The organism is Nitrospira sp. (genome assembly GCA_035968315.1).
Taxonomy (GTDB): Bacteria; Nitrospirota; Nitrospiria; order Nitrospirales; family Nitrospiraceae; genus Nitrospira_D.
The window spans coordinates 156882-176158 of record JAVYIN010000003.1; the positions used below are offsets into that span (position 1 = coordinate 156882).

At 60.0% G+C, this 19277-nt stretch carries 23 protein-coding genes; 4 read left to right on the forward strand and 19 right to left on the reverse strand.

What is annotated here, in order from left to right:
- Window positions 1–79: 79 nt before the first annotated feature.
- The 3 genes from thiE to thiS all read right to left on the reverse strand — a co-directional run bounded on the left by thiE (window position 80) and on the right by thiS (window position 1802).
- Window positions 80–709, reverse strand: coding sequence for a thiamine phosphate synthase (thiE, locus tag RI101_02670; protein MEC4888941.1), 630 nt, complete (start codon window positions 707–709; stop codon window positions 80–82).
- Window positions 710–791: 82 nt separating this feature from the next.
- Window positions 792–1568 carry a thiazole synthase gene (locus RI101_02675; GenBank protein ID MEC4888942.1) on the reverse strand — a complete coding sequence of 259 codons (777 nt, stop codon included), beginning with the start codon at window positions 1566–1568 and terminating at the stop codon, window positions 792–794.
- Window positions 1569–1586: 18 nt separating this feature from the next.
- The gene (thiS, locus tag RI101_02680) at window positions 1587–1802 is read right to left on the reverse strand and encodes a sulfur carrier protein ThiS (protein ID MEC4888943.1); all 216 of its coding nucleotides are present in this window, start codon (window positions 1800–1802) and stop codon (window positions 1587–1589) included.
- Between the two features lie 109 nt (window positions 1803–1911).
- On the opposite strand from thiS, the gene RI101_02685 reads away from it, so the two are divergent.
- Entirely contained in the window at window positions 1912–2382 is a 471-nt protein-coding gene (locus tag RI101_02685; protein ID MEC4888944.1) for a histidinol-phosphatase, read from the forward strand.
- On the opposite strand, the gene RI101_02690 is transcribed toward RI101_02685, so the two are convergent.
- The 11 genes from RI101_02690 to ffh all read right to left on the reverse strand — a co-directional run bounded on the left by RI101_02690 (window position 2379) and on the right by ffh (window position 11129).
- A complete protein-coding gene (locus tag RI101_02690) occupies window positions 2379–3740 on the reverse strand; it encodes a S41 family peptidase (GenBank protein MEC4888945.1) in 1362 nt (453 codons plus the stop codon). The genes RI101_02685 and RI101_02690 overlap by 4 nt on opposite strands.
- A gap of 76 nt (window positions 3741–3816) precedes the next feature.
- Window positions 3817–5004 (reverse strand): peptidoglycan DD-metalloendopeptidase family protein, encoded by a 1188-nt coding sequence (locus tag RI101_02695; protein MEC4888946.1) that lies wholly within the window; start codon window positions 5002–5004, stop codon window positions 3817–3819.
- Window positions 5001–5900, reverse strand: a complete 900-nt coding sequence (gene ftsX, locus RI101_02700) for a permease-like cell division protein FtsX (protein ID MEC4888947.1) — start codon at window positions 5898–5900, stop codon at window positions 5001–5003. Before ftsX ends, RI101_02695 begins: the two co-directional genes overlap by 4 nt.
- Window positions 5897–6580, reverse strand: a complete 684-nt coding sequence (gene ftsE / locus RI101_02705; GenBank protein ID MEC4888948.1) for a cell division ATP-binding protein FtsE — start codon at window positions 6578–6580, stop codon at window positions 5897–5899. Before ftsE ends, ftsX begins: the two co-directional genes overlap by 4 nt.
- Before the next feature lie 22 nt (window positions 6581–6602).
- Window positions 6603–7004 carry a YraN family protein gene (locus tag RI101_02710; GenBank protein ID MEC4888949.1) on the reverse strand — a complete coding sequence of 134 codons (402 nt, stop codon included), beginning with the start codon at window positions 7002–7004 and terminating at the stop codon, window positions 6603–6605.
- Window positions 7005–7664, reverse strand: coding sequence for a ribonuclease HII (locus RI101_02715; protein ID MEC4888950.1), 660 nt, complete (start codon window positions 7662–7664; stop codon window positions 7005–7007).
- A 67-nt stretch (window positions 7665–7731) separates the two neighbouring features.
- Window positions 7732–8121 carry a 50S ribosomal protein L19 gene (rplS, locus tag RI101_02720; GenBank protein ID MEC4888951.1) on the reverse strand — a complete coding sequence of 130 codons (390 nt, stop codon included), beginning with the start codon at window positions 8119–8121 and terminating at the stop codon, window positions 7732–7734.
- A 4-nt stretch (window positions 8122–8125) separates the two neighbouring features.
- A complete protein-coding gene (trmD, locus tag RI101_02725; protein MEC4888952.1) occupies window positions 8126–8911 on the reverse strand; it encodes a tRNA (guanosine(37)-N1)-methyltransferase TrmD in 786 nt (261 codons plus the stop codon).
- A gap of 1 nt (window position 8912) precedes the next feature.
- Window positions 8913–9431, reverse strand: coding sequence for a ribosome maturation factor RimM (gene rimM / locus RI101_02730; protein MEC4888953.1), 519 nt, complete (start codon window positions 9429–9431; stop codon window positions 8913–8915).
- 8 nt (window positions 9432–9439) lie between these two features.
- Entirely contained in the window at window positions 9440–9721 is a 282-nt protein-coding gene (gene rpsP, locus RI101_02735; GenBank protein MEC4888954.1) for a 30S ribosomal protein S16, read from the reverse strand.
- Window positions 9722–9782: 61 nt separating this feature from the next.
- Window positions 9783–11129, reverse strand: a complete 1347-nt coding sequence (ffh, locus tag RI101_02740; GenBank protein MEC4888955.1) for a signal recognition particle protein — start codon at window positions 11127–11129, stop codon at window positions 9783–9785.
- A 264-nt stretch (window positions 11130–11393) separates the two neighbouring features.
- On the opposite strand from ffh, the gene RI101_02745 reads away from it, so the two are divergent.
- Complete coding sequence (locus tag RI101_02745; GenBank protein MEC4888956.1) at window positions 11394–11603, forward strand: DUF4321 domain-containing protein; 210 nt, start codon at window positions 11394–11396, stop codon at window positions 11601–11603.
- A 21-nt stretch (window positions 11604–11624) separates the two neighbouring features.
- Here RI101_02745 and uvrB read toward each other — a convergent pair whose 3' ends face one another.
- The 4 genes from uvrB to RI101_02765 form a co-directional block, all read right to left on the reverse strand.
- Window positions 11625–13631, reverse strand: coding sequence for an excinuclease ABC subunit UvrB (gene uvrB / locus RI101_02750; protein ID MEC4888957.1), 2007 nt, complete (start codon window positions 13629–13631; stop codon window positions 11625–11627).
- A 136-nt stretch (window positions 13632–13767) separates the two neighbouring features.
- Entirely contained in the window at window positions 13768–14073 is a 306-nt protein-coding gene (locus tag RI101_02755; protein ID MEC4888958.1) for an RNA-binding protein, read from the reverse strand.
- Between the two features lie 260 nt (window positions 14074–14333).
- Window positions 14334–15122, reverse strand: coding sequence for a hypothetical protein (locus tag RI101_02760; protein ID MEC4888959.1), 789 nt, complete (start codon window positions 15120–15122; stop codon window positions 14334–14336).
- Between the two features lie 29 nt (window positions 15123–15151).
- Window positions 15152–15415, reverse strand: a complete 264-nt coding sequence (locus RI101_02765) for a hypothetical protein (GenBank protein ID MEC4888960.1) — start codon at window positions 15413–15415, stop codon at window positions 15152–15154.
- A 180-nt stretch (window positions 15416–15595) separates the two neighbouring features.
- Between RI101_02765 and RI101_02770 the strand changes: the two genes are divergently transcribed.
- Entirely contained in the window at window positions 15596–17176 is a 1581-nt protein-coding gene (locus RI101_02770; protein ID MEC4888961.1) for a M20/M25/M40 family metallo-hydrolase, read from the forward strand.
- Window positions 17177–17217: 41 nt separating this feature from the next.
- Here RI101_02770 and RI101_02775 read toward each other — a convergent pair whose 3' ends face one another.
- Window positions 17218–17649, reverse strand: a complete 432-nt coding sequence (locus RI101_02775) for a hypothetical protein (GenBank protein MEC4888962.1) — start codon at window positions 17647–17649, stop codon at window positions 17218–17220.
- 61 nt (window positions 17650–17710) lie between these two features.
- On the opposite strand from RI101_02775, the gene RI101_02780 reads away from it, so the two are divergent.
- On the forward strand, window positions 17711–19270 hold the full coding sequence (locus RI101_02780; GenBank protein MEC4888963.1) for a TolC family protein: 1560 nt from the start codon (window positions 17711–17713) through the stop codon (window positions 19268–19270).
- The last annotated feature ends 7 nt before the right edge of the window (window positions 19271–19277 follow it).

The following is a 19277-nucleotide window of genomic DNA, read 5'->3' on the forward strand; positions in this document are numbered from 1 at the left end:
TGATCGGATTCTAACACCCGACCTAGGGGTGGTCAACTGGACGACTCGAAGCTGCGCGCACCACATCTTCCCGACGCGGTCATGATGCTCGTAACGCCGCGCACATCTCTGCGGTCGCCGTGCCGACATCCCGGCGGCCGAGAATCCCGCCGATCATGGCCACCCCATACGCACCCGCACGCCGCACGTCAGCGATCCGTTCACGCGTGATGCCTCCGATCGCGAACACCGGAATCGAAGAACCGCCGCAGGCTTCCGCCAGCCGCTCTAATCCCAACGGCATGCCGAACGCCCGCTTCGACGGCGTATCGAAGACTGGCCCGACAATCACATAGTCGGCGCCGTCATCATTCGCCCGCCGCACTTCATCAATGGAATGGGTTGAGACACCCAGAAGACGATGACCGCCCAGGAGACGTCGCGCCACCGACACCGGCAGACTGTTGGCCCGCAAATGGACCCCGTCGAGATCCAAGGCCAGCGCGAGATCGACCCGGTCATTGATCAGGAGCGGCACGCCCCGTGGTTTCGTGATGTCGTGGATCGTTCGGGCTAACGCCAGCAGATCGCCGGTCGGCAGATCACGCTCGCGTAATTGCACAGCCGGCAACCCGGCCTCGACGGCCAGCCGCACAGCCCCGGAAAGCGATTCGTCACACACCTGGCCCCGGTCGGTCACCAGGAGAAGACGGAAATCAACGGAAGGCATAAAATTGTGATCGGTGACGGGTGATCAGTGATGAGACTCCTTCCACTCTCGGCCCGCTTCACACATCACCAATCACAGTTTCTTAGAGCATCCCTTCGATCGGGCTGCTGGCCGTTGCATAGAGCTTGCGCGGGATGCGGCCCGCCTTGTAGGCCAACCGTCCGGCATCCACCGCATACTTCATGGCCTCGGCCATCATAATCGGATCCTGCGCGCCGGCAATCGCCGTGTTCATCAAGACAGCATCAGCCCCATATTCCATCGCCAGCGCGGCATCCGACGCCGTCCCGACTCCGGCATCGACGATGATCGGCACCTTCACCGTTTCCATGATGATCTTGAGATTGTACGGATTGCGGATCCCCAAACCGGACCCGATGGGGGCTGCCAGAGGCATGACGGCCGGGCAACCGATATCGACCAGCTTCTTGGCGACAATCGGATCGTCGTTCGTGTAGGGCAACACGATGAACCCTTCCTTGATCAGGATCTTGGCCGCTTCGATCAACCCGGCCGTATCCGGGAACAGAGTCCGTTCGTCGCCCAGGACTTCCAGCTTGACCAGGTCCGACACCCCGGCGGCCCTGGCCAGTCGCGCGTAGCGCACGGCGTCTTCCACCGTATAGCAGCCGGCCGTGTTCGGCAGAATCGTGTACTTCTTGGGATCGATGTAGTCGAGGAGATTCTCTTTGGACCGGTCCGTGATGTTCACCCGCCGCACCGCGACGGTGACCACATCCGCTCCGGAGGCCTCGATGGCCTTCTTGGTCTCCTCAAAATCTTTGTATTTGCCCGTCCCGACCCAGAGACGCGAGCGAAACTCGTGGCCGGCAATCGTCAATCTATCGTTCGTCGCCATTGATGCACTCCTCTTCAATCAGCAGCCGCCGCCGATGAAACTCAGAATCTCCACCCGGTCGCCATCCTTCAAGCTGCGATGGCCGAAGTCCTTCCGGTCGAGAATTTCGAGATTCAATTCCACCGCAACGCGCTCATTCTTGATGGCGAGTTCCTGCAGCAGATCCGCGATCGTGCCGCCGGCCCGCCACCCGCGCGCTTCGCCATTCACGTGAATCTGTATTCCGTTCGACATCGTCCGTCATCCTATGAAACCGGAATTCGCCTTGTCAACAAAGCCCCCTTGTCTCCGGAGGGCCCGGCGTCGCACAATATCACGCAACCCAGAACCGGAGTCATGACTCTTGCACACGCGGAACCAACAATTGGCGCAACTCTTCCAAGCGATGGCCACGCGCTTAGCGGCGCAACGGGCCAACCCCTATCGCGTACGGGCCTATCGCCAGGCGGCGGAATCCATTCTGGCCCTCGAAGAAGAGATCGGCGCGGTGGCCCAGCGCAACGCGCTGGAAGACATCGAAGGGATCGGCAAAGATCTGGCTGGGAAAATCAGGGAATTTCTGGAGACGGGAAAAATCCGCGCCTACGAAGAACTGATCACGCCGCTCCCGCCTGACGTGAAAAGCTGGGCGCAGCTGCCGGGATTATCCGACCCGCTGGTGAGCTATCTCTACCTCCGGCTGGGAATCCGGACCCTCACGGACCTGGAGCAGCTCGTCCAATCCCATCTCCTGCGAACCATCCCGGGCTTCACAGGATCGGAAGAGGTGCTGCTCCAGGCCATTCGGCAACAGCGCAAGCCCCTTCCGGGCTAGGACACTTTCATCTCTTTAAAGATCTTCCAGCTCTTGAGCAATTCCACGGCTTTTTGGAGCTGCACATCCTGCTCAAGCGAGGGATCGCCCGCGCTATCGAGCGGCGGCGCTTGCGGTGCCGGTCCACCCTTGCCCCCTGCCTCCTCCGGGGTCTTGCCATTGGAATGAGGCAGCGCCTCTTTCTCTTTTCCGACCAGCGGCTTCACCGCCTTGGTATCCGGCTCTTTCTCGGCCGGCTTCCCGTCTTTCGCAGTGGACGGCGCAGGCAGCTTCACCACGATATCCGGCGTGATGCCGGTAGACTGAATCGACCGGCCCTTTGGCGTGTAATACTTCGCCGTCGTCAATCGGAGGCCTGACCCATCGCCCAAGGGCAGAATGGTCTGCACAGAGCCCTTTCCAAAGGACGTCGTCCCGACAATCACGGCTCGGCCATAGTCTTGCAGCGCACCGGCCACGATTTCAGACGCGCTGGCCGACCCTTCATTTACCATCACGATGACCGGCAACTCTTCCAGCTGATCCTTGGATTTCGCGAACCATTCGTCCTTCTTCCCTTCCCGGCTCTTGGTAAACACCACGAGCTTGCCGTTCGGGAGAAATTGCTCCGACACATCGACCGCCGCCGTCAGCAAACCGCCGGGGTTGTTGCGCAAATCCAAAATCGCCCCCTGCACTTTCTGCTCGCGGAATTGCTTGATCGCTTTGGCCAAGTCCCGGCCCGTCGCTTCCTGGAATTGCGTGAGGCGCACGTAGCCAAGATTGTCGATGACTTTCGACTTCACGCTCTCGATCTTGATGGTATCGCGCACCAGCGTAAACACGAGCGGATCGGGAGTCCCCTCGCGTTGAATCGTGAGATTCACCTTCGTCCCTTTGGGACCCCGCATCTTCGCCACGGCATCCATCAGCGTGAGGTCCTTGGTCGTGTCGTCATTCACTTTCACGATGAAGTCGCCGGCCTTGATGCCTGCGCGCTGCGCCGGCGTGCCTTCGATCGGCGCAATGACCGCCAGCCGGCTGTCCTTCACGCCGATCTGGATCCCCACGCCGCCGAACTCCCCCTTCGTCTCCACCTGCATTTCCTTATACATCTCGGGGGTCATGTAGGCGGAATGCGGATCGAGCGTAGCCAGCATGCCCCGGATCGCGCCCTGCACGAGTTCCTTGGTTTTCGTCTCATCGACATAATGCCGTTGCACCTGATTCAGCACTTCCGAAAAGGTCTTGAGCTCCTCATAGGTCTCGCTCGCGTGGCCGGTCCGCTCCCAGCCCTTGCCGATGAGCACCCCGCACAGGAGGGCCAGCACGATCATCGGCCCGATCACCCAAGACTTTCGCCGCGGCTGCTGTTCCATAGTACGTCTATCCTTTCCTTCCGAATTCCGAACCGTCTTCCCTCAGATGCGCACGAATCAATACTCCGGCCTATCGTTATCGCCGGGCCAGCCACTGGAGCGGATCGACCGCTTCCGTCCCTTCTCGCAACTCAAAGTATAGAGTATTTTCGCCGATCATGCCCGTATCTCCGGTTTCTCCGATCGGATGCCCTTGGGCCACCTGCTCCCCGACTTTGGCCAAAATCTTCGCCGCGTGGGCATAGAGCGAGAACAACCCATTCGTATGATCTACGATTATAACCAGTCCATAGCCTTTCAACCAGTCCGCATAGACCACGGTGCCCGGCATCACCGAATGGATGAAACTGCCCTCGGTGGTCCGGATTTCAATCCCTTTCCGCTGCACATAGGTATTAAAGGTCGGATGCTTCTGCCGGCCGAAAAACGACACCACCTGCCCATCGGCCGGCCAAGGCAAGGCCCCTTTCGTTCCGCGCGGGACCATCGGCGCCGTCGGCGGACGCATCGCGAGCGCCCGGCGCCTGGTCTCCAACTCGTGCAACAGGCTGTCCACCCTGGCCGCAGACCGTTCCAATTCTTCCGCGGCACGGCTGAAGGATTCCTTTTCCTGGGTGATCTTCGTGAGATAAACCTTCTTTTCCTTCTGCAGCCCCCGGATATCGGCCAGCTTCTTCTCGGTGCTTTCCTTGTAGATCATCATGCCCGCTCTGGCCTCGGCCCGTTGCCGCTCGATCTGCTCCATGCTGGCCACATCGGCGCGAAAGCTTCCGAGCAGCTCAAAGTCTTTCTGCGAAACGGCCGAGAGATACTGCATCCGGCGCTGCACATCGCCGTAGGAGTCCGAAGCCAGCAGCGTTTTGAGATACCCCCCGCGGCCTTCCATATATTGCACCCGCAATCGTGCCAGGATGGCATCGCGGCGCTCCTGAATCCCGCCCCGCATGATCCTGAGCTGCTCGGTAATGGTCTCGATCTCGCGGTCTTTCTTCCGAAGCTTTTTATTGATCTCCTGATGCTCCTGCCGGGTGCGCACCAACCGTTCGTCGAGCGATTGGATCCCCTGGAGCACGGACTCGCGTTTTTTCTCGGCCTCTTCGGCTCGCTTCCGCTTTTCCTCGATCTTGTCCTTCAGCTGCTCCAGCGTCTTCCGTTCGCGCTCGATCTTTTCCGCAATGGGATCGCTTGCGGCCAACGCCGGAGAAATCACCGATCCCCAGAGAACGAACCCGCAAGCAATGATTGGAAGCAGCCGACGAATCATGTCCGTCCATCTCCGAATCGTCGAAGCGACACAAAACTCCCCGCGATCCCCAGCACGATTCCCACCAGGATGAGCGCCAGGCAGACCGACGCCGGGAAGAACGCAATCAGGGTTTCGATCCCACGCAATGGCCCGGTGGTCGAGATCTGTTGGCGAAACAGCTCGAACCCGCCCTTGAGAATGGCCAGGGACAACGCGCTGCCGCAGGCCCCCAAGACCGCGCCCTCCAACAGGTAGGGAATCCGGATGAACGACCGGGTCGCCCCGATTAAGCGCAAGATTTCAATCTCCTCCCGGCGGGAAACCAACGTGAGCCGGATGGTATTGCCGATGATCGTCACCGCCGCCGCGGAAAGAATCACGCCCACGCCGATCGCGATCAGTTCGATATAGTGGATCAATCCGGCCAAGGCATCGATCCATTCTTGATTATAGTCGACCTTCGCCACCCCCGGCATGGTCCGGACTCGTTCTGTCCAGCGCTTGACCGCATCGGGAGCGCGATACTGCGCGGCCAGCGTCACGACAAACGACGCCGGAAGCGGATTTTCGCCCAGTCCTTCGAGCAAGTGGGAGTCGGCGGGAAACTGGGCTCGAAACTCGCTCAGCGCCTGCTCCTTTGAAATAAACAGAGTCCCCGCCACCATCCGGTCGGCCTTGAGCCGGCCTTCCAGCTCGCTCGCCCCCTCGCGCGTCAGCCGTTCGTCCAGATACACCATGATCTTGATATCGTCTTGCAGCCAGCCGGCGGCGCTCCGAAGATTGACGTACAGAAGAAGGAAAATTCCGACGCAGGCCAGCGTAAAGGCGGTGGTCAGGATCGCCACCACCGTCGTGGTCCGATTGATCCGCATATTCGCCCAGGCTTCACGGAACAGGTACGACAAGGACCTCATACACCCACCCGCTGCTCGGATGCCGGGACCATCACCCCCTGCTGAAGCGTAATCACCCGCCGATTGACCAGCGCCATGACGTGCGGATCGTGGGTTGAGACAATGACCGTCGTCCCCCGCGCATTAATCAGCTTGAACAGTTCGACGATTTCCCCGGTCAATTGCGGATCGAGATTCCCGGTCGGCTCGTCCGCCAACAACACGATGGGGCCATTGACAATCGCCCTGGCAATGCACACCCGCTGCTGTTCACCGGCCGACAGACTGGTCGGCCATTGGTCCTTTTTATGCTCCACACCGACGGCCCGCAACGCCTCCGCGACTTTTCGTCGAATATCGACGGACGGCACACCCTGGACGATCAGCGGCAACGCGACATTGTCAAAGACAGATTTCTTCGGCAGCAGACGGAAGTCTTGAAACACCGATCCGACTTTTCTCCGCAGGTAGGGCACTTCGGACCGTGTGAGCTTGGTGACGTTTTTCCCTTGAACAAAAATCTGGCCGTCATCCGGCTGCTCGGCCCCGATCAGCATCCGCAGCAGCGTGGATTTCCCCGCGCCGCTCGGCCCCATCAAGAGCACGAATTCGCCTTTCTCGACTTCGAAGGTCACATCCGAAAGCGCCGGCCGGCGCTCGTAGGACTTCGACACATGGATGAGCTGAATCATGGCGTCCATATAATTGCTCTACCGGCGCCCCCTACCGCGATGCCTGATCGGACGCATCGAACGCATTCTCAATGTGTTCGACCTGAAACGGCGCATCCGCCTCCCCTTGGACCAACACCACGTCAAATCGGCACGCTCGATCCATCAGATGACGCTGGGCAAGATACTGCGAAGCCAGGCGAATCAGTTTCGCTTGCTTGCGGCGATCCACGGCCAGCAAGGCCCCGCCGAATGCACCCATCGTCCGCGCCTTTACTTCGACAAAAACCAGCACCCCCGCCTCCTCCGCCACCAAATCCAGCTCCCCCAACGACGTCCGCAGATTCCGTTCGAGAATTCGGTACCCTTTTTGGCGCAAAAACGCCTCCGCGCGGGCTTCGCTGGCCTGGCCGAATTGATGGCGCGGATCGCCGGTCGTCATTGCTGTTCCCATTTATTGAAACACCTCCATGGCAGGCTCATGGGACCCAACCCCTATCCGCTGTCTCGCATCAACCACCGGCGCAAAGGTCTGCCGGTGGATAGGACAGGGGCCATACCGGGCCAGACACGCCAGATGCTCCTCTGTCCCATATCCTTTATGGGACAGAAAATTGTAGTGCGGATAGGTTTGGTGATACTCCGCCATCAGGCGGTCCCGCGTCACTTTCGCCACGATGGACGCTGCCGCAATCGACAGAGACAGGGCATCGCCTTTGATAATGGGCCGAACAGGCAGAGGCAGGTGCGGCAGCGACACCGCGTCGATCAAGACGAAGTCAGGAGCAGGATGGAGCGCCGCAACGGCGCGGCCCATGGCCAGCCTGGTCGCTTCGAGAATATTCATCTGATCGATTTCTTGGGGTGAGGCAGCCCCCACACCCACGCCCACGGCCCGCTCAAGGATGGCGGTATAGAGACGCTCCCGCTCGCCGGCGGAGAGCTGTTTGGAATCATCGATGCCGGCAAGGCGGCAACGAACGGGCAGGATTACAGCGGCGGCAACGACCGGCCCGGCCAATGGGCCCCGTCCGGCCTCATCCACGCCGGCGATGCGACGATAGCCGCATCGCCGGGCTTCTTGCTCAAACTCCTCGGTGGGTCCCACCGGCATGCCCTCCGATTAGTGCGACCGGCTCAGAGGTCTTGCATATGCGCGCGCCGTCAGACCGCAGAGAAACCTAGGCCTCGACCGCTTCCGTCTTTGCCGCCGCCTTCCCCGCGCCGACAAATTCACGCTCTTCGAGCTTGGCGAACTTGCCCTTCTTGGCACGAAGATAATAGAGCTTGGCACGGCGGACACGCCCTTGCCGAACCACATCAACCTTCGTCACGATCGGTGAGTGCACCGGGAACATACGCTCGACGCCGACACCATACGACACCTTGCGCACCGTGAACATTTCCGTATTCAAGGCCCCTTTGCGGGCGATGACCGCCCCTTCGTAGACCTGGATGCGCTCTTTTTCGCCTTCCACGACTTTTACGTGGACACGAACGGTATCCCCGATTTCAAACTTGGGCATCACCTTCTTCGTCAATGACTGCTGAATGCGCTCTAACCGATTCATGCTTCTACCCCTCCTCCCCACATCGAACGGGCGTCGTCGAAACACCCTCGCTAATAATCTCGTTCAATAACCGTTGATCCTCACTGCTCAGGCTTCGATCCCGAATGAGATCCGGACGCCAGACAGAAGTCCGGCGCAACGCCTGTTTCCGCCGCCAAAGGCGAATAGCTTCATGGTGGCCGGAGAGCAGCACCTCGGGGACACGCAGGCCCCGCACCTCCGCCGGTCTGGTGTAATGCGGATACTCCAGCAGCGCATCGGAGAAGGATTCCTCCACCGCCGATTCGGGATCCCCCAGCACACCGGGCACCAATCGTGTTGCGGCATCGATCAACACCAATGCCGGCAACTCACCGCCTGTCAAGACATAATCGCCGACCGACACTTCTTCCGGCTGCAGCGCTTCGCGCACGCGCTCATCCACCCCTTCATAATGCCCGCAGAGAATGACGATCCGGCGCTGCTCGGCCGCCAGCCCGCGCGCCTGATCCTGCGTGAAGGGCCGGCCTTGCGGCGACGGAAACACGAGCCGGATCTCCTCGCCGTCCGCCCGGGCCTGCTCACGCAGCGCATCGACGGCCCGCAGAATCGGCTCCGCTTTCATGACCATGCCGGCGCCACCGCCATAGGGCACATCGTCGGCCACTTTGTGCCGGTCCAGCGTATAGTCGCGAAGGTTGTGCACCTGGACGGTCAGCAGCCCCTTCTCCTGCGCCCGCTTGAGCATGCTGTGCCCCACCGCTTGCACGATCATCTCGGGGAACAGCGTGAGCACATCGACCCGCAACATGTCAGGCTCCCAATCCTTCGACCATCCGCACCGTCATCACACCCTGCTCGAGATCGACCCCTACGATCAAATCCTTGGCCGCAGGAATCAACGTCTCCCTCGTCCCATCATGCACAACAAAGACATGATTGCCCGGCAATTCCCAGATATCGTCGAGCCGTCCGAGTCCGTGCCCCTGCTCGTCCTGCACGTGAAGGCCGATCAGATCGCACTCATAATATTGCCCATCGGGCAACGCCGGCGCCGTACCGCGCGGGATCTGAATCAACCCTCCGCGCCACATCGCGGCATCTTCAGGAGTCGTCAGTCCGTCCAGTCCGACGATGAACCCCGTTCCCGTGCGACGCACATGGGTCACGCGGGTGTCCCAGATCTTTCCGCTGGTGGCGAGCACGCTCACCTGGCCCAGCGTCTCAATGCGACGGGGAACATCACTGAGCGAACGAACCTTCACCTCACCCTTCACTCCAAAAGGCCGCTCAATCCGCCCGACTGTCACCGTCTCGGCCTGTCCGACCATGGGACGTCCTAGACCTTCTTCTTGGCGGCCTTCTCGGCTTCAAACTGCTTCCACACACCGGCACGCCGCAACAACGTGCGCACCGTGACGGAAGGCTGGGCGCCCTGATGCAACCAGGTAAGCACGCGCTCCTGCTTCAACTCAGGAAGCCCTTGTTCCTTGAGCGGATCGAAGATCCCCAGAATTTCCAAAAACCGTCCATCACGGGCTTTGCGGGAATCCGCCGCCACCAGCCGATACATCGGCCGCTTATGTCTGCCTGTCCGAGCGAGTCTGAGATGAACTGCCACAGCTACCCTCCTTTAAGAAAACCCGTTAACTGCCTTGACACTCTTCGATCGCCGCCGATGCCTACATCGACCGCATCAGCTGGGCCAACTGCCGCCGCCCGCCTGCGCCGGTCATGGCTTTCGCCAGCTTCTTGGCTGACAAGAACTGCTTGATCAACCGGTTCACATCCTGCACGCTGGCCCCGCTGCCGCGCGCAATCCGCTTCTTCCGGCTGCCGTTGATGATCGTATGATCACGCCGCTCGCGCGCCGTCATCGAATCGATCATGGCCGACACCCGCTTCATTTCGCGTTCGGGCTTTTCGTTCTCGAGCGCGCTCACCAGCTTTTGTCCGCCCGGCAGCATGCCGAGAATCTGCTCCAGCGACCCCAGCTTGTTCATCTGGTTCAGCTGCTTGCGAAAATCTTCCAGCGTAAAGGTGTTGCTGGTCAGCCGCTGCTGTGCCTCTTCGGCCTGCTCCTGCGTAAAAGTCGCTTGCGCCTTCTCGATCAACGAGAGGACATCGCCCATCCCGAGAATGCGAGATGCCATCCGGTCCGGATGGAACACCTCCAACGCATCGAGCTTTTCGCCCACTCCCAGAAACTTGATCGGCTTGCCCGTCACCGCGCGGATGGACAGGACCGCGCCGCCGCGCGCATCACCTTCCACCTTCGTCAGAATGACCCCGGTCAGACCCACCTTCTGATCGAATTGGCTGGCCATGGTGACCGCATCTTGGCCCGTCATGGCATCGGCAACGAGCAGCACTTCCTGAGGCAGCACCGCCGTCTTGACGGCGACAAGCTCCCCCATCAGTTCATCGTCGATGTGGAGCCGCCCACCGGTATCGAGCACGACCAGATCAAAACCCTGTTCCCGCCCTCGCTCCACGCCCGCCTGGCAGATTCGCACCACATCCGCCTGCGTGGCCTGCGCATGATCGATCCGGTGAACGTCGATTCCGAGATCCCGGCCGAGACTGCTCAGCTGATCGCCGGCTGCCGGCCGACGAGGATCGGCGGCGACCAACAAGACCCGCTTCCCCTGCCCCTTGAAGAGCCGCGCCAGCTTTCCACACGTCGTCGTCTTCCCGGCACCCTGCAGCCCGACCATCATCACCACGGTCGGCGGCGTGGAGTGGAGGGCAAGGCCGGCCCGCTCGCGGCCCATCATCTCGCACAGTTCGTCCCAGACAACCTTGACGACCTGATGTCCAGGCGTCAGGCTCTGGAGCACTTCCTGCCCGACGGCTTTTTGCCGGACGCGTTCAATAAAGTCTTTGACGATCTTGAAGTTCACGTCCGCCTCGAGCAGAGCCAGGCGGACCTCCTTCAAGGCCTCGGTAATATTTTGCTCCGTGAGCACACCCTGCCCGCGAAGCTTCTTCAGAATCTTCTCAAACTTATCGCTCAGCGCATCCAGCATCACGTCACAAAGAAAAAGGCCACCGAAGTCCTACGCCCAGATCTCCGATCGCCTCGAAAAATCTAGCAAAAGAGCATCGGGCAGTGTATAGAAATGGGCAAGGGACTGTCAAGGGACGCAAGCAATCGGATTTATTGACAGACTCGGCCCCTTTCGATATGGTGGCCGCAACAGCAGTATGACACAATCCCCCTCTGGAGTGGTGACTCGCGCGTGAGAAAATCCCCTTGGGTCCTTCTAATCTTCGTGCTCATTGGCGGGCTCATGGGCGGAATTCTTGGAGAAATTCTCCATGTAATGGCCCCGCAAGGGAATATTCAGAGCATTTTCTCCACTCATTTCTCTCCTGGGATTGACCCTCCCCTAACCATCGATCTCGTGCTCCTCAAACTCACACTTGGGTTTAATATCAAGGTCAATTTACTGAGCATTCTCGGCATGTTCATCGGCGTCTACCTCTACAAGCACGTGTAGCCGAGCGCTGGCGGAGAGAGGTCACAGCGGCGCGCGCGGCACCTCCAAGTCTTTCAACCGCAATGCCCTGATTCGATTCCGTAGATCCGCCGCACGCTCGAACGCCAGCTCTTTGGCCGCAGCCTTCATCTCCTTCTCCAACCGCTGAATCATCTGATCGGAGGACTCGTCCTTGCCATAGGGCTCCGTTGAGTCCGCGGCCAGATCCAGCTGAACGTAATCCAGCTCCGCCACGGCATATTCCAAGGCAGGAATCTCTTTCTTGATGCTTTCCGGCGTAATGCCATGAGCCTGATTGTAGTCGGCCTGAATGCGACGCCGCCGAACGGTCTCCTCCATGGCAACTTTCATGGATTGCGTCACGGTATCGCCGTAAAAAATCACCCGCCCTTCGACATGGCGGGCCGCGCGGCCGGCTGTCTGGATCAACGAGCGGTAGGATCTCAAATAGCCTTCCTTATCGGCATCCAGAATGGCCACCAGGCTCACTTCCGGCAAATCCAAGCCTTCGCGCAAGAGATTGATCCCCACCAGCACATCGAACACCCCTCGGCGCAGATCGCGGATGATCTCCGCCCGTTCCAGCGTCTTGATGTCGGAATGGAGATACCGCACCCTCACGCCTAAATCGTGATAATACTCCGTGAGATCCTCGGCCATCCGCTTGGTCAGCGTCGTCGCCAGCACCCGGCCCCCCTTGGCCGTCTCCTTGCGCACCTCACCCAATAAATGATCGACCTGCCCCTTTGCAGGCTGCACCTCGATCGAGGGATCCATCAAGCCGGTCGGACGAATGATCTGCTCAACCACCTCGCCCCCCGCATGCTCAAGTTCGTACTTGCCGGGGGTGGCCGACACATACACCACCTGATTCAGAATCCGTTCAAACTCCTGAAACTTGAGCGGACGATTGTCCACCGCCGACGGCAATCGAAACCCATAGTCCACTAACGTGCGCTTCCGGGAGTAGTCGCCTTCGTACATCCCGCCGACTTGCGAGACCGTCGCGTGCGACTCGTCGATGATCATTAAAAATTCTTTGGGGAAATAGTCCAGCAGCGTCGGCGGCGCCTCGCCGAGAGCGCGCCCGCTGAGATGGCGGGAGTAATTTTCAATCCCGTGGCAATACCCCATCGCCCGAATCATTTCGAGGTCGAACTTCGTGCGCTGCGCAATCCGCTGGGCTTCAACCAACTGATTGTGTTTCTTGAAATAGAGGATGCGCTCCTCCAGCTCTTCCTCGATCCCCGTGATGGCTCGCTCATACCGGTCTGGCGCGATCAGGTAGTGCGTGTTCGGATAGATCGGCACTTTGGGCAACTTGCCCAGTGACTTCCCGGTTAAGGGATCGATTTCATGAATGGCGTCGATCACGTCGCCGAACAATTCGACCCTGACCGAAACCGCTTCATTGGAGGCCGGAAAAATCTCGATCACATCGCCGCGCGCACGGAAAGTTCCCCTGTGAAAATCCACGTCGTTCCTGGCATATTGAATCTCGACCAGCTTGGCCAGCATCTTCTCGCGGCGAATCTCCATCCCTTCTTCCAGATAGAGCAGCATCCCGTGATAAATCTCCGGCGACCCCAGGCCGTAGATGCAGGACACCGACGACACAATCACCACGTCGTTGCGCTCAAGCAGCGACCGGGTCGCCGAGTGGCGCATCTGATCGATCGCGTCGTTGATCGACGCATCCTTGGCAATATAGGTATCGCTCTGAGGAATGTAGGCTTCGGGCTGGTAATAGTCGTAATAGCTGATGAAGTATTCGACGGCATTGTGGGGAAAAAACTGCTTGAACTCCTGATAGAGCTGCCCGGCCAGCGTCTTATTATGGACAAGGACCAGCGTGGGCTTTTGCACCCGTTCGATCAGGTTGGCCATCGTAAAGGTCTTGCCGGACCCCGTGACGCCCAAGAGGACTTGATGTTTTGTTCCCGCCTGAATACCGGCGGTCAGCTTGGCAATGGCCTCGGGCTGATGGCCACAGGGTTTAAAGGGGGCTTCAAGCGTAAAGCGCGGCACTGGCACCTCCGACCGTCATCTTATCAAAAGCGCCGCGCCGGCACAGGCTCAGCCGCCGTGAGAGCAGCCGATAAAAACAAAGAGGGCTGCCGGATGGTTCCGGCAGCCCTCCGATAACATCTCTGGAGCGAGCGGCTTAGCGCCGGCCGCCGCCAAATCCACCGCGTCCACCGCCGCCGCCACCGGTGCGGGGCTCCTGAGGACGGGCTTCATTCACAGTCAATGTCCGGCCGCCCAGCTGGGTGCCGTTCAACGCGGTAATCGCCGCCTGAGCTTCGGAATCGGACGACATTTCGACGAAACCAAATCCACGGGACTGCCCCGTGAACTTGTCCGTGATAATGCGCGCCGACGTCACGGCTCCATGCGCAGCGAACAGATCGCTCAGTTGCTGCTCGGTTGTCGAATAAGGCAATCCACCAACGTAGATCTTCGAACCCATTGGGTTCCTCCTTTGAGAAAATGGTGTTGTCTTGGACTCGAGAACGAAGTGAGGAAGGAATGGGGCGAAGACGTCAACACAGCGGCGCTTAGCTCTGGCTTCCGATCAGTTTCCCGGGCAGGACCAAAACAACATCGGTTCAGGCCTTGTCACTCTCAGTGCTTCATCACCAGGCCTCTCGCGATCAAGCAAGGCGATGCTACTCCAGCCTTACAGGAAAAGGCAAGCGCAGAATCATTCTTTTCGCCATCCTCCCCATTTCAATAGGCTGCCGGGGCAGACAAGGGACGATGGGAAAATAGGGGGACTGCGTGGAACGTATCGAAATATAAAGATGTTTTCCCCTGTGTTACGAAGCCAACCTGCCCAGCTCCAAGATCCTGATCTTCCACCGACAGCACCAAAACCCCATCGACAAAGGCCTCGATAAAGTCTTTACTGATGATCGTATTCCGTTGCACACGCAGGCTGTGCCATTCAATCGCCTTCAGCGTCACCGCTGTTTTTCCCAATACCGTAGCCACACCGTCAACCATTTTGATCACCTGCGCAGAGCGGGCCTCCGCATCAACCAACGCCGCATAGAAATTCTTGGCATCCTTCACTCCGAACGCCATGCCCCCCACCCCGGCCAATCCCGCCGCAGACCGAAACCGCACCGACAGATCCGGATACTCGTACGCCAGCCCGTCGGCGACCAACAATCGAAAACAGGCCTCACCCTCACAACTCGACGTCACCGCCACCACCTGAGGCGCCGACGGAGCGGTCGCATCAGGTATGACCGTCCAGACCGGCGGCGATGTGATAGCGTCTCCCGACAAGGGCGAGAACCCTCCAGGCAAGGCATTCACCGCATCCGCATCGAAGGTCCACTTGTGAAAGAGACCGCCCTTCGCCTGTTGCCGTAAATTCGCTTCCTTCTCCTCATGGCTTTCGCGGGGCACCGCCGCAGCCGGCCACGCGGCCAGTACGACCATCGCCGCACACATGCCGCTCACCAGGATTGATGTATGGATGACAGGCTTCCGAATTCCCGTACGCACCATATCCCACTCCCTCTCTTCGTTCGACTCTGTTATGTCCGGGCGCCCGGCTTGGGGGCTTTCCGGATATTGATGATGTCCTGCTGCAACCGATCACGTTCGGCCATAATTCGCTTCCGCCGCTGCCAGCGATCCCACGTCCACCATCGGAGCTTCTGCGCAAACGTCACCGGCTGAGGCGCCGCACTCCCGCCCGGCGCATGCTGAAAATCATAGCCCTGATGGCGCTCGCGATTGGCGAAGAACCGCGCATAGAGATGATCGTATAATCCGTTGCCCGATCCACCAGCAGCCACAGGAACTCCTTTCTAAGCCAACGCCGGCCGGCAATACCGACCAGGCCATGCGCGTTGACGAAACACCTCAGCGACTCTGCCCCTCATCATACAATCGCTCACCCGTCAAAGAGAAGAGCCTCCTCCAGACAGGTTCAACTCCGCCCTCCCTGCGCTGCCCCGCAGGGGCTCACCTATGCTATGCTGTCCATCAGACGCTCCACCGTCCACCTCCTGCTCATCCAGATGGCCCAGATTCTGACAATCCTCCGCTCCAAAATCCTTCACGCGCTGTTCTGTGCCGCCGTTGCCCTCCTCACGGCACCCGCTCACGCACAATCGCCCGACACCGTTCTTCAGACAGCCCTGGAATCTCTGTCTACGGAATGGATGCTCGCGGATATTCGCACGCTCAGTGCGCCGGCATTCAACGGACGGCAAGCCGGCACAGACGACGACCTGCGCTCAGGACAGTGGGTTGCACAAGCATTCAATGCGGCGGGACTTCAGCTCCCCCTGATCAACAACGGCTCCCTCATGTTTCCCTTTGCCAGCGGGAAACGGGGCTCTCCCCTCGGCACGATGGCTTCCCTTATTACAACCGCAGCCATCCAGCCAGCCCCAACGCTTCGACTCGGCACGGCAAACCAGCTGACAACGTCCACCCTCGGCTCCGATTACATGCCCATCTTCGATTCGCCCAGCGCCGATATCCAAGGCCCCATCGTCTTTGTCGGCTACGGGATCGTGGATCCAGCCCAGGGAATCGACGACTACGCCGGCCTCGATGTGACCAACCGCATCGTGCTCTTCCTGCGAGGCAAACCGGCTTATGCCCAGCATCCTGTCAGCCATGCCAACAAAGTCCGCTTCGCGCGAGACCATGGCGCCTTAGGCTATCTGACCGCAACCGGTCCGATACTCCATCCCTACGAAGCCAAACGCGGCGTCACCGGACGGCCGAGCGCATTGTATGGACAGCTCCCCCCTGATCAAGCAATCCCCGGCGCCTGGATTAGCACCGCCCTCGCGGAGCACATCCTGGCTGGGTCAAATGGAACAGCTCCTGAACGGCTTCGCGCGCTCCAGGAACAACTCAACACAACATCAGCCACGCGGTCGAGCCGCACCGATCACTACGCCACGCTCCACTGGAAGACCACGACACAAGAAGGCCTGCTGACAAACGTCATCGGGCTCATCCCCGGCAAGGGACCTGACACCATCATCATCGGCGCCCACCGCGATCACTTCGGCCGGCCGGCGGGCTTGTTCTTCCCCGGCGCAGACGACAATGCCTCCGGCACCGCGGTCATGCTGGAAGTCGCTCGCTCCCTGGCACAATCAGGCCTCCGCCCCCAGCGCACGATTCTCTTTCTGTCGTTTAGCGGCGAAGAAGAAGATTTGCGGGGCTCACGCCTGTACACGTCCCGCCCCATCGTCCCGCTCAGCTCAACCAAGGCCATGATCAACATCGACCATGCGGGCATCGGCAACGGACGGTTGACCGTCGGGGTGACAGGACTGGACAAGAGCGTGGCCCAACAGGCGGGAGTGGCCGCAGGCCTCGCATCCATACTTGATGTCTTTGGATTCTTTCCCGGCGGCGATCACGTACCGTTCACAGAGGCGGGGATTCCAACCGTCACCGTCGTCAGCGGCGGAATCCATCCTCACTATCACCAGCCCACCGACAGTGCCGAGACGATCAGTCCGGAGATTCTTCGAACCGTCGCTCAGTATGTGCTCGCCATGGCCTGGCAACTGGCCACCAATCCCTAGCCACAAATCGTGGCGGACTGGCGCGGCCTGAGCCTCTCACCTCAATACGGGATATCTTCCGAGATCGTGGATTGAACCGCCGGCAGAGGCGCCGTCTGGCGCGGCGGGCCAGGCAACACTAATGGCGACCCGCCCTGGTTTGCCCCTTGGATCAGACCGATGGAGAGCTGCGGTCCAAAGGTCATGACAGCGCCGCTCCAGGCTTGGCCGGTGGTGGGATTCCGAAAATTATACGTTTCGAGATTGCCGCCGGGCGTGTAGAGATACCCCTGCGTCCCTTGTCCATCGAGATACAGATTCCCAGGACCGGTCAGGTTGAAGAGCGGGCCCACGCCTCCGTCGAACGAGCGTACGCCGGAGACGCTTTGAGCCCAGACGGCAGACGTAACACCGCAACACAACAGTCCGCTGACCATCAGGATCGCGCCGATCTGCCGGCATCTGCGTCCGAACTGCACGACGAGTTGCTTCATGACAAGCTCCCTGGAACCAGTATAATATGAGCCGTTCCACGCCGTCGATCAAGGAGGATCTATGCGCATCCACCAGTTCCTCCCCTCCTGGGGAAGCCATCTCACTATAGCCGTTGTCCTGCTGACCTCCAGCCCCTGCTGGAGCCAGGGGCCATCGACCACGGCCCCATCAGGAGAACGCCGCCAGGCCATCTCCCTGGCTGAGGCCGCCGTCCGCGCCCTGCAAAGCAACCTCGACATTTCCATCAGCCGCCAGACAAAAGAAAGCCGCATCGCCGACATCGTCATCGAACAAGCCAAGTTCGATCCGACGTTGAGCATCAACGGGCAATACAACCGCCAGGTCTCGCCGCTTAACCGGCCGGTCTTCGGCGGCACCGGCGGATCACTGACGGACATCCAGACCTTCGACCAACGCAACCACTCCATCACCATGGATGCGACGCAAAATCTGATCACCGGCGGCAACGTGGATCTCAACTACAGTCCGGCCCGCTCCAATGTGAACCAGAATGTGGCCACAGGCTTTCTGTTCAATCCGGCCTATACCGGCGGGCTGGCGCTCACCCTCACGCAGCCCCTGCTCCGGAACGCCGGCATCGATGTGACCAAGACCTTCATCAAGGTGGCTCAGAATAACGCGGATGTCGAGCAGCACGTCTTCCGCGATCGGGTGCTCACCGTGCTGGCGACCGTCGAGCAGACCTACTGGGAGGTCGTGTTTGCGAACGAAAATTTGAAAGTCGCGCAAGCCGCGCTGAAAGCCGCCGAAGAATTGCTGGCGACCAACCGGGCCAAGGCCAAAGCCGGCGTCATGTCCATTGTCGATGTGCTGCAAGCCGAAGCCGCCGTTGCCTCGCGTGTCGAACAGGTGCTGGTGGCGGAGAAATCCATTCGCGACCAGGAAGATCAGCTGCGCCGCCTCCTGAACCCGGGAGAGGAGGACCTGCGGCAAGATCTGCGGCTGACCCCCACCGATGCCCCCGTCACCGTCCTGGAACCCCTGAGCCTGCAGGAGGCCATCGACATCGCCATTGAGCAGCGCCCGGAAATCGTCCAAGCGAAGAAGAACGTGGAGTCAGGCGAACTCAACAAGCAGTTTGCCCGCAACCAGCTGCTCCCTACCCTTTCGTTTCAAGGCACCATGGGCATGGCCGGATTAGGCAAAGACTACGGCGATTCTGCCAGCAAGAACTTCAGCGGCGACTTTTACAACTATGGAGCGGGCCTGGTCTTGAGCTATCCGCTGGGCAACCGCTCGGCGATCAGCACCTACAATAAACGCCAGCTCGAATCCCGCAATGCCGAAGCCACGCTCACCAGCGTCCGCCAGCAAATTATCGTCGGGGTGCGCGAAGCCGTCCGGCGTGTGCAAACCGATTTCAAGCGCATCGAGACCACCCGCTCCGCACGGATCATGGCCGAGAAACAGCTGCAAGCCGAGCAGGAACGGTTGAAAGTGGGCTTGAGCACCACCCGATTCGTGCTGGACTTCCAGCGCGATCTCGCCACCGCGCAAGGCAACGAACTGCGTGCCACCGTCGATTACAACAAGTCGCTGTCGAACCTCGCGCGCCACAAAGCCACCACGTTGGACCGCTACCATCTCGAATTGCAGTAGCCGCCAC